This window comes from Desulfovibrio sp. 6_1_46AFAA, from assembly GCF_000224635.1.
In the GTDB taxonomy this organism is placed as follows: Bacteria; Desulfobacterota; Desulfovibrionia; order Desulfovibrionales; family Desulfovibrionaceae; genus Desulfovibrio; species Desulfovibrio fairfieldensis.
Map to the genome: position 1 here is coordinate 102,160 of NZ_JH114300.1, position 9,778 is coordinate 111,937.

The following is a 9,778-nucleotide window of genomic DNA, read 5'->3' on the forward strand; positions in this document are numbered from 1 at the left end:
GTTATTTTTGCCCTAGATACTTGCGACCGAGAAGTGATGGCCTATTCCGCCACCACTGGTGGGTACAGTGCTGACATGGCGCAAAGCGTCATGCTGGCATGCGTTGAAAAGCGGTTTGGGGATGTCAAAACATTGCAGCCAGTTGAATGGTTCTCCGACAACGGATCCTGCTACACGGCGAGAGAAACAATAACTTTTGCCGCCGCGCTGGGCATCGTCAGCAAGTTTACTCCATCTCGCAGCCCCCAAAGCAACGGTATGGCTGAAGCTCTCGTCAAAACATTCAAACGGGATTACGTCTTCTGCAACGATCGATCGGATGCCGAAACTGTGATGGCGCAGCTTTCCGGTTGGTTTGAAGACTATAATGAAAATGCCCCACATAAGGCCCTCCGGATGCTCTCACCTCGTGAGTTTATCCGTTCATTGCAAAACTTGGAGTGTCCGGTTTAGCAGGGGCAACTCCAAACAGCCTGACCGACATAAAATGTTTCATCGATAAAATTTAATACATATATTCCACACCTCAATTTCTGCCCTATAAGGTCAGAAATTGAATGACGAGATGAGACATCAAAAGAGATGGTAAAACCGTTCTCTGAAAGAATTGATTCGATATTCATTGACTTAGTCTACCCAGTTTATTGCTAAGAAAAAACAATATTTTTTTCCAAACATGTGGGGCAGAGCGTGGGGCAGATTTGCCCCACAACGAAAAAAGCACTCACATTTTCATGTAAGTGCTTGATTTTTCTTGGCGTCCCCAAGGGGATTTGAACCCCTGTCGACGGCGTGAAAGGCCGTTGTCCTGGGCCGGCTAGACGATGGGGACGGGTGAGAGGCCCTTGTAAAGGAAAGCCGGTACCGTGTCAAGCGTGTGTCGCGGCGCGACCGGCCGTGCGGAAGCCGTATCCGGCGGCGGGTGGAGCGGCCGCAGGGCGGCCCGCAACGGCGGCATTGCAAGGCCGTGCGGCCTGGGGTATTTTTCCGCCATGCCCAGCGCCGAATCTTCCTCTTTGCCGTCCGCCGCAACGCCGTCATTGACGCCGGATTCCGTTGCCGCGCACTGTGAAAGCCAGCTCCGCCTGCTGCTGGAGCTGGCCCGGGTCATGAATGACGCCAGCGACGTGGCCCAGGCCCTGGACAAGGCCCTGGCTCTGATGGCCGGGCATCTGCACATGATGCGCGGGGCCATCACCCTGGTGTCGCCGCAGACCGGCGAAATCCGCACGGAAGCCGCCTACGGGCTCAAGCCCGCCGAGTGTCGGCGCGGGCGCTACGTGCGCGGCGAGGGCATCACCGGCCGGGTCATTGAAAGCGGCCGCCCCATGTATATTTCCAATGTCTCCCAAGAGCCGCTTTTTCTGAACAAAACCCGTTCGCGCGATCTGAAAAAGGAGGGCATCTCCTTCATCTGCGTGCCTATACGGCTCAATGATCAGGTGGTGGGCGCGCTTTCCGTGGATCATCTCCTGGCCGACGCGGCCACCTTGGAAGACGAGGTGCGTCTGCTGTTGATCATTGCGACCCTCTTGGGGCACGCGGCCCTGGAAACCCAGGGCCGCATGGATGAGGAAAGCCGCCCCTCCCTGCGGCCCAAGGGCTTTGTGGGCAATTCGGAAAGCATGCAGAAGGTCTACGCCCAGATCGCTCAGGTGGCCCCGTCCGCGACCACGGTTTTTTTGCAGGGCGAATCCGGCACAGGCAAGGAACTGGCGGCCAGGGCCATTCACGCGGCCAGCGCCCGCGCGCCTCGGCCCTTTATTTCGCTCAACTGCGCGGCCCTGCCGGAAAATCTTATTGAAAGCGAGCTGTTCGGGCACGAGCGCGGGGCCTTCACCGGAGCCAGTGCCACCCGCAAGGGCCGCTTTGAACTGGCGGACGGCGGCACGCTGTTTCTGGACGAAGTGGGCGAGCTGTCTCTCATGACCCAGGCCAAATTGCTGCGCGTTCTGCAGGAACGCAGCTTTGAACGCCTGGGCGGCATGGAAACCATACATGTGGACGTGCGCTTCATCACCGCCACCAACCGTGACTTGGAGCGGATGGTGGAGGAGGGGGGCTTCCGCCGTGATCTGTTCTACCGCCTGAATGTCTTTCCCATTTCTTTGCCGCCTCTGCGCCTGCGCCCCGAGGATATCCTGCCCCTGGCCGGTCATTTTATTGCAAAATTCGCCGCGGCCAACGGGCGGAAGAACGTGCGCCTTTCCCTGGCCGTGATGGATATGCTCCAGCGTTACGCCTGGCCCGGCAATATCCGCGAGCTGGAAAACGTCATGGAGCGCGCCGTGCTGCTTCTGGGCCGCGAGAGCCTGGTGCTGCCCCAGCACCTGCCGCCTTCCCTGCACAGCATCCGCGAAGGCCGGGACGGCGCGGATTGCTGCGTCATCCGGCCCGGTTTCGCGGGCAGTCTGCGGGAGCGTCTGGACGAACTGGAACGGGCCTGCATTGTGGAGGCCCTGGAATCCAGCCAAGGGCAGATCGGCAGGGCGGCGGCAAGCCTGGGCCTGACCGAGCGGATCATGGCCCTGCGCCTGAAAAAATACGGCATCAGTTACAAAGCCTTCCGTCCGGTTCGGAAGGGCGCGCCGCCCGCCGCAGACAGTATGATTTCATAAAATCGACAAAAATGTTATTTTTTGAAACGGACCGCCGGTGCGCCGGCACAGTCGGGAGATTCGCCGTTTCTCATTGGAAACAGGGCAGGGATTGATTGTCCAAACAATCTTGATGTGAAAAACGACAAAAATGTCTATTTTGAAACCATAGATATAATATACTGATTTTACATGATTTTTCATGAATCGGCTCTTCCTTCGGTTTACCCGGTGGAAGAGCCGATTCTTTTTTTTCGACAATTTTGTAGAAAAGTAGGCCTGTTTGCCGGTGAAGCTCGCAACCGTCTCTTTCGAGGAACTAAAAATAATCTGCAAAATTAGGATAGTATATGTCTGATCCCTCTGCTTTGCGGCTCTGGCATGGATTGTGCCTTGGAGCACAACAGGAGGCGCGGCATGTGCCGCGTTGGGGGTGGACCACGGCGCCGGTTCCATCCCCGGAGTTTTTGTCCGGCCGGATAGGCCGCCGCGCATTCCGGACGCTTGCCGTCCCCGGGAAGGCGAAGCGACGGAAAGCGCGTGTGGCAGCGGCCACAAGGGAGTTTGTGATGAACGCTTCGGATACGGCTTTTGTGATCATCTGCGCCACAATGGTCATGCTGATGACCCCGGCGCTGGCCCTGTTTTACGGCGGCCTGGTTCGGGCGCGCAATGTGCTTTCCACCCACATGCACAGTTACGCCAGCCTGGGGCTGATCACCGTGCTTTGGGCCCTGGTGGGCTACACCCTGGCCTTCGGCGATGACCTCGGCGGCGTGATCGGTAACTTTTCCTACCTTTTTCTGAACGGGGTTGAGGGCACGGCCGCTCCGGCCGCATCCAATCTGCCGCATACCGTTTTTGTGGCCTTCCAGTGCATGTTCGCGGTTCTGACCGTGGCCCTGATTTCCGGCGCGTACGCCGAACGCATCCGCTTTTCGGCCATGCTGCTCTTTTCGGGTCTCTGGCTGATCTTCGCCTATGCGCCCATGGCCCATTGGGTCTGGGGCGGCGGCTGGATGGCAAAAATGGGCGCCGTGGACTTCGCGGGCGGCGCGGTGGTGCACATGGCCTCCGGCGCTGGCGCGCTGGCTTGCGCCCAGGCTCTGGGGCCCCGCCTGTCCACCGGCCCGCAGAGCTTCACACCCAATAATCTGCCTTTCACCCTGCTGGGCGGCGGCCTGCTCTGGTTCGGCTGGTTCGGTTTCAACGCGGGCAGCGCCCTGTCCGCCGGTCCGCTGGCCGGTCAGGCTTTGCTAACCACGCATCTGGCCTCGGCCTGCGGCATCCTCGGCTGGATGCTGGTGGAGTGGAAGCGCACGGGCAAGCCCACCAGCCTGGGCGCTGTTTCCGGGGCTCTGGCCGGTCTGGTGGCCATCACCCCTGGCGCGGGCTTCGTGGGCTTGCTGCCCGCCATGCTGATCGGCTTCATCGGCGGCATGGTCTGCTACGGCGGCGTGCTGCTCAAGAACAGGTTCGGCTATGACGACGCCCTGGACGTGGTGGGCATCCACGGCCTGGGCGGCACCTGGGGCGCGCTGGCTACCGGCCTTTTCGCCAGCGCGGCCATCAATAATGTGGACGGCCTGTTCTACGGCAATCCGCATCAGCTCTGGGTGCAGTTCGTCTCCGTGCTGGGCACCTGGGCCTTCGTCTATGTGGTCAGCCGCATCCTGCTCGGCATCGTGGATTCCACCGTGGGCCTGCGGGTCGCTCCCGAAGCGGAGTATACCGGCCTGGATCTGAGCGAACACAATGAACGCGGCTACTCGCTGTAAGCCGTAAGCGGCAAAGGGAGTCTGTCATGAAGAAACTGGAAATCATCATCCGGCCCGGCATGTTCGACAAGGTCAAGGACGAGCTTTCAAAGCTGGGCATTCACGGCATGAACTATTCGGAAATCAGGGGCTTCGGCCGCCAGCACGGGCATACCGAAGTCTACCGGGGCACCACCATGCAGGTGGACTGCCTGCCCAAGATCAAGATTGAATTGGTGCTGCACGACGAGGCTCTGGAACGGGTGCTCGGCGCGGTGGTGGCCACGGCCCGCACGGGTCAGGTGGGCGACGGCAAGATTTTCATCAGCGACGTGCTGGACGCGGTGCGCATCCGCACGGGCGAGCGCGGCAACGACGCGCTCTAGACGCGGCCGGCAAACCGGAAAGGAGACAATACGATGAGTTCCCCCCGTAAAAAGGCGGTGTTCAAGGCTGTTGAGGCAAAGCCGGTGGTTCCTTCCTGCCGGGAGGAGCGGGCGCACGAGGCGGGCGAGATTTTCGGACGCAACGTGTTCGGCTTGGCCGTGATGCGCAAGCGCCTGCCCAAGGACGTTTACCGCAAGCTGGTCAAGACCATTCGCGACGGCGAGCGCCTGAATCCGGAAATCGCCGATGTGGTGGCCAACGCCATGAAGGACTGGGCCATTGAGCGCGGCGCGACCCACTATACCCACTGGTTCCACCCCATGACCGGCCTGACCGCCGAGAAGCACGACGCTTTTCTCTCACCCACGGCCGAAGGGGAGGTCATCAGCGAATTTTCCGGAAGAATGCTGATCAGCGGCGAGCCGGACGCCTCGTCCTTTCCGTCGGGCGGCATCCGCTCCACTTTTGAGGCGCGCGGCTACACCGCCTGGGACCCCTCGGCGCCGGTCTTCATCATTCCCGGCCCCTACGGCGCGACCCTGCACATTCCGACCTACTTTTATTCCTATTCCGGCGAGGCCCTGGACCGCAAAATTCCGCTGCTGCGCTCCATTTCCGCCCTGTCCCGGCAGGCCCTGCGCATCCTGAAGCTCTTCGGCAACACGTCCGCCGGTTATGTGCGGGCCATGGTCGGGCCGGAGCAGGAATACTTTCTGGTGGACAAAAACCTGGCCGCCCTGCGTCCGGACATCATGCTGGCGGGCCGCACCCTGCTGGGCGCGCCCTCGCCCAAGGGCCAGGAAATGGAGGACCATTACTTCGGGGCCATCCCCGGACGGGTCATGAGTTTCATGCAGGACGTGGAAAACGAACTGCTGGCCCTGGGCATTCCGGCCAAGACCCGCCACAACGAAGTGGCCCCCGGCCAGTTTGAAATCGCGCCGGTCTATGAGGAAGCCAACATCGCCTGCGACCACAATATGCTGATCATGAACATGATGCGGCATATGGCGGGCAGGCACGGTTTCGTCTGCCTGCTGCACGAAAAGCCCTTTGCCGGTGTCAACGGCAGCGGCAAGCACAACAACTGGTCCATGTGCGATTCCGACGGCCAGAATCTGCTCAACCCCGGCACCACGCCGCAGGACAACGCGCAGTTCCTGGTCTTTCTGGCCGCGGTGCTGCGCGCCGTGCACAAACACGGAACGGCCCTGCGCCTGGGCACCGTGGGCGCGGGCAACGATCACCGCCTGGGGGCCAATGAAGCGCCTCCGGCCATCCTTTCGGTCTATCTGGGCGAGCAGCTCACCGAGGTGCTGGACAGCATAATCCACGGCAGCCACACCGGAAGCAAAAAGAATCCGGTCATGGAGGTGGGCGTTTCCACACTGCCGCCCCTGCCCGTGGACCTTTCCGACCGCAACCGCACCAGCCCCTTCGCCTTTACCGGCAACAAGTTCGAGTTCCGGGCCGTGGGCTCCTCGCAGTCCGTGGCTCCGGTGAACATCGCGCTCAACGCCGCTGTGGCCTGCGCCCTGGACGACATCGCCACCGAACTGGAAGCCGCGCTTTCCGCGGGCACGGAGCTGAACGCGGCCCTGCGGGAGCTGCTGCCCCGGCTGTTCAGGGAGCATATGCCCGTGGTCTTCAACGGCAACGGCTATTCCGAGGCCTGGCCCGTGGAAGCGGCCGAACGCAAGCTGCCCAACCACAACAATACCGTGACCGCGCTGGAACATTACAGCGATCCGGAGGTGATGAACGTCTTTTTGCGGCACGGCATCCTGAGCGAGCGCGAAATTCTGGCCCGCCAGGAAATACTGCTGGAAAATTACGGCAAGACTCTCCTTATTGAAGGCCATTTGATGGCCGACATGCTGCGCTCCATGGTGCTGCCGCAGTGCCTGGAAGCCCAGGCCAGGGCCGCCGACGTGGTGATCAAGACCCGCGCCGTGCTGGGCGACACGTCAGCCAGGAGCGAGGAGGAATATTTCAATCTTCTGCGTACCCATATCACGGCCCTGCGGATCGGCGTGGACAAGCTGGAAAAGGCCGTGGAAAAAACCCGGAGCGTCGAAGGCGCTCTGGAACAGGCCAGGGAAGCGCGCGACGGCATTCTGACCGCCATGAACGAATGCCGCGCGCATGCCGACACGTTGGAAAGGCTGGTGGAGGACAGCCTGTGGGTGCTTCCCAAGTATTCTGAGCTGCTCTGGGCGCACTAGGTGGAATTCCGGATTGAGTGTTGGGGAGGGGGGTCTCATCCCGGGGGGAAGATGAATCGCCCTGTTCCCGACCCCCGTGGCCGTAAGGTGACGGGACGCGTCGCCCCGGGCCTGTCCGCCGCAACGGACGGCAGCGGCGTGGCGCGGAGAGGCGGGAAGTCTGGCGGCTTCCCGCCTCTGGCGTCCCCGTGCAAGCCGGACCCGCCGGACCGCGCTTCCCGCGCGCGGCGGCGGAACAAACGTGCCTGTCTTTACTTTCAGTATTTTTCAATCTATAAAAAACAGCTATCCTTACTGAATGAACCTCTCGGCGGAACCGGCGTAAGGCGCGCCGCCGGAAGGGAAGGAGTCACTATATGGTCGCGGGATTGCGTTTCACCAAGATGCAGGGCATCGGCAATGACTACGTCTACGTGAACGGTTTTGAGGAACGGGTGGACAACCCCGGCGAACTGGCCAAACGGATCAGCGACCGCCATTTCGGCGTGGGCTCAGACGGCCTGGTGCTGATTTTGCCCTCGGGCGTGGCCGATCTGCGCATGCGCATGTTCAACGCCGACGGTTCGGAAGCCGAAATGTGCGGCAACGCCACCCGTTGCGTGGGCAAGTACGCGCACGATCACGGCATAGTCAACAAAGACGTCATCCGCCTGGAAACAGCGGCGGGCATCAAGATTATCCGCCTGCTCTTCGAGGCCGGGGAGGTCCGCGGGGCCACCGTGGATATGGGCGAGCCCGTGCTTGCCCCGGATCTCATTCCTGTGGTGCTCGCCCCGGCGCTCACCGAGGGCGAAGATCCGCAGCGCTTTATCGCCCGGCCCGTGGAGGTGGGAGGACGCACGTATGCGGTAACCGCCGTATCCATGGGCAATCCGCACGCCGTGGTTTTCATGCAGGGCATCGACGATCTGGATCTGCCCAAGCTGGGTCCGCTGTTCGAGCACCATCCCATTTTCCCCAAACGCACCAATACGGAATTTGTGGAGGTGATTTCCTCCACGAAAATCAAAATGCGCGTCTGGGAGCGCGGCGCCGGGGAAACCCTGGCCTGCGGCACCGGCGCGTGCGCCGCGGCGGTCGCCAGCGTGCTCAACGGCCATACGGGCCGTTCGCTGGACGTGGAACTCAGGGGCGGCGTGCTGCATATCGACTGGGACAAGAGCGACGACCACGTCTATATGACGGGCGGCGCTGTGGCCGTTTTTGACGGCGTCTATTTCATCTGACAATATTGAGGACGGCATGATTACGATCAATACGAATTTTCTCAAGCTCCAGAGCAATTATCTTTTTGCCGACATTGCGCGCAAGGTCGCGGATTTTAAGGATTCCAATCCCGACAGCCGGGTCATCAGCCTGGGCATCGGCGATGTGACGCGGCCCCTGGTTCCGGCTGTCATCGAAGCCCTGCACAAGGCCGTGGACGAAATGGGCGACGCCGCGCATTTTCACGGCTACGGCCCGGAACAGGGCTATGACTTCCTGCGCGATCTGATCATGGAGTATGATTACAAGGCGCGCGGCGTGAACCTGAGCCCGGACGAAATCTTCGTCAGCGACGGGGCCAAGTCCGACGTGGGCAATTTTCAGGAGCTCTTCGCCCAGGACAGCATTGTGGCCGTCACGGACCCGGTCTATCCGGTCTATGTGGATTCCAACGTCATGGCCGGGCGCGCCGGGGAACTGGTCAACAAGCAGTGGAGCAGGCTTGTCTATCTGCCCTGCGTCAAGGCCAACAACTTCGTGCCGGACTTTCCCAAGACCCGGCCGGATATGATCTACCTCTGCTATCCCAACAACCCCACGGGCACCGTGCTCAATCGCGCGGCCTTGCAGGGCTGGGTGGATTATGCCCGGCGCGAGGGCTGCGTGATCCTCTTTGATTCGGCCTATGAGGCCTTTATCCGCGATCCGGACGTGCCGCACAGCATCTACGAGCTGGAGGGCGCGCAGGAAGTGGCTGTGGAGTTCCGCAGCTTTTCCAAAACCGCCGGTTTCACGGGCCTGCGCTGCGCCTACACCGTGGTGCCCAAGGCTCTGCAGGTCAGCGACGGCAAGGGCGGCAAGGTGGGGCTCAACGGCCTCTGGAACCGCCGCCAGTGCACCAAGTACAACGGCTGCCCCTACATTGTGCAGCGCGCCGCCGCCGCCGTGTACGGCGAGGAAGGCCGCCGTCAGATCGAGGGCGTGATCAAGGGCTATCAGAGCAACGCCGCTCTGCTCAGCGCGGCCATGAAGGAAATGGGCCTGGAAGTCTTCGGCGGGGTCAACGCCCCCTATATCTGGGTGAGCGTGCCCAAGGGCATGGATTCCTGGGGCTTCTTCGACCATCTGCTGCACTCGGCGGCCTTGGTCTGCACGCCGGGCGCGGGCTTCGGCGCCAGCGGGGAAGGCTATGTGCGCCTGACGGCCTTCGGGTCGCTTGAGGATACGGAAGAAGCCATCCGCCGTATGCGCGAACTGCGTTAAAAACCGCTTCTGACGGCGACAACGGACAAGATGCAAAAAAAGGGGAGGGCGGCCTCCCCTTTTTCGTAAGGGGCTTTAGCCAGTTGAGCGAGCGTTTGCGAGCGAAACAGAAATCCACCCGCTATGCGGGTGGAAATAATTTGTTATACAAAAAACACCTTTCCCATACGATAGAGTTGTTCAAGCCCATCGTAATTTTTAAGGGAAAGGTGTTTTTATATGGGAACTCGAGTTCAAAGTTTAGCCCACACAAAATGGTTGTGCAAGTATCACATTGTCTTTTCTCCAAAATACAGGCGGAAAATAATATTTGCCAACATTCGAGAAAGTATCGGAGAAATTC

8 protein-coding genes and 1 tRNA gene are annotated in these 9,778 nt (G+C 60.7%); 8 read left to right on the forward strand and 1 reads right to left on the reverse strand.

Features of this window, described 5'->3' with window-relative positions; genetic code table 11:
- On the forward strand, positions 1-453 hold a 453-nt coding region (locus HMPREF1022_RS00305), incomplete at its 5' end, for an integrase core domain-containing protein (protein WP_009301374.1).
- Positions 454-755: 302 nt separating this feature from the next.
- On the opposite strand, the gene HMPREF1022_RS00310 is transcribed toward HMPREF1022_RS00305, so the two are convergent.
- Positions 756-832, reverse strand: a tRNA-Glu gene (locus HMPREF1022_RS00310).
- Positions 833-866: 34 nt separating this feature from the next.
- Here HMPREF1022_RS00310 and HMPREF1022_RS00315 point away from each other — a divergent pair.
- The 7 genes from HMPREF1022_RS00315 to HMPREF1022_RS16840 all read left to right on the forward strand — a co-directional run.
- A complete protein-coding gene (locus HMPREF1022_RS00315) occupies positions 867-2,618 on the forward strand; it encodes a sigma-54 interaction domain-containing protein (RefSeq protein WP_009301375.1) in 1,752 nt (583 codons plus the stop codon).
- Between the two features lie 548 nt (positions 2,619-3,166).
- Positions 3,167-4,375: an ammonium transporter gene (locus HMPREF1022_RS00320; RefSeq protein WP_009301376.1), complete on the forward strand. Its 1,209-nt coding sequence runs from the start codon at positions 3,167-3,169 to the stop codon at positions 4,373-4,375.
- A 26-nt stretch (positions 4,376-4,401) separates the two neighbouring features.
- Positions 4,402-4,740 (forward strand): P-II family nitrogen regulator, encoded by a 339-nt coding sequence (locus tag HMPREF1022_RS00325; RefSeq protein WP_008684566.1) that lies wholly within the window; start codon positions 4,402-4,404, stop codon positions 4,738-4,740.
- Between the two features lie 33 nt (positions 4,741-4,773).
- A complete protein-coding gene (locus HMPREF1022_RS00330; protein WP_009301377.1) occupies positions 4,774-6,966 on the forward strand; it encodes a glutamine synthetase III family protein in 2,193 nt (730 codons plus the stop codon).
- Positions 6,967-7,322: 356 nt separating this feature from the next.
- Positions 7,323-8,192: a diaminopimelate epimerase gene (gene dapF / locus HMPREF1022_RS00335; protein WP_008684562.1), complete on the forward strand. Its 870-nt coding sequence runs from the start codon at positions 7,323-7,325 to the stop codon at positions 8,190-8,192.
- A gap of 16 nt (positions 8,193-8,208) precedes the next feature.
- A complete protein-coding gene (locus tag HMPREF1022_RS00340) occupies positions 8,209-9,435 on the forward strand; it encodes an LL-diaminopimelate aminotransferase (protein ID WP_008684560.1) in 1,227 nt (408 codons plus the stop codon).
- Between the two features lie 219 nt (positions 9,436-9,654).
- Positions 9,655-9,778 (forward strand): transposase (locus tag HMPREF1022_RS16840; RefSeq protein ID WP_198005308.1); only part of this gene is annotated, 124 nt, incomplete at its 3' end.

Bases quoted from the DNA above. Each gene is read 5' to 3' on its own strand.
- HMPREF1022_RS00320 (WP_009301376.1), top strand. From the start codon at position 3,167: ATGAACGCTTCGGATACGGCTTTTGTGATCATCTGCGCCACAATGGTC.
- HMPREF1022_RS00325 (WP_008684566.1), top strand. From the start codon at position 4,402: ATGAAGAAACTGGAAATCATCATCCGGCCCGGCATGTTCGACAAGGTC.
- HMPREF1022_RS00330 (WP_009301377.1), top strand. From the start codon at position 4,774: ATGAGTTCCCCCCGTAAAAAGGCGGTGTTCAAGGCTGTTGAGGCAAAG.
- dapF (WP_008684562.1), top strand. From the start codon at position 7,323: ATGGTCGCGGGATTGCGTTTCACCAAGATGCAGGGCATCGGCAATGAC.
- HMPREF1022_RS00340 (WP_008684560.1), top strand. From the start codon at position 8,209: ATGATTACGATCAATACGAATTTTCTCAAGCTCCAGAGCAATTATCTT.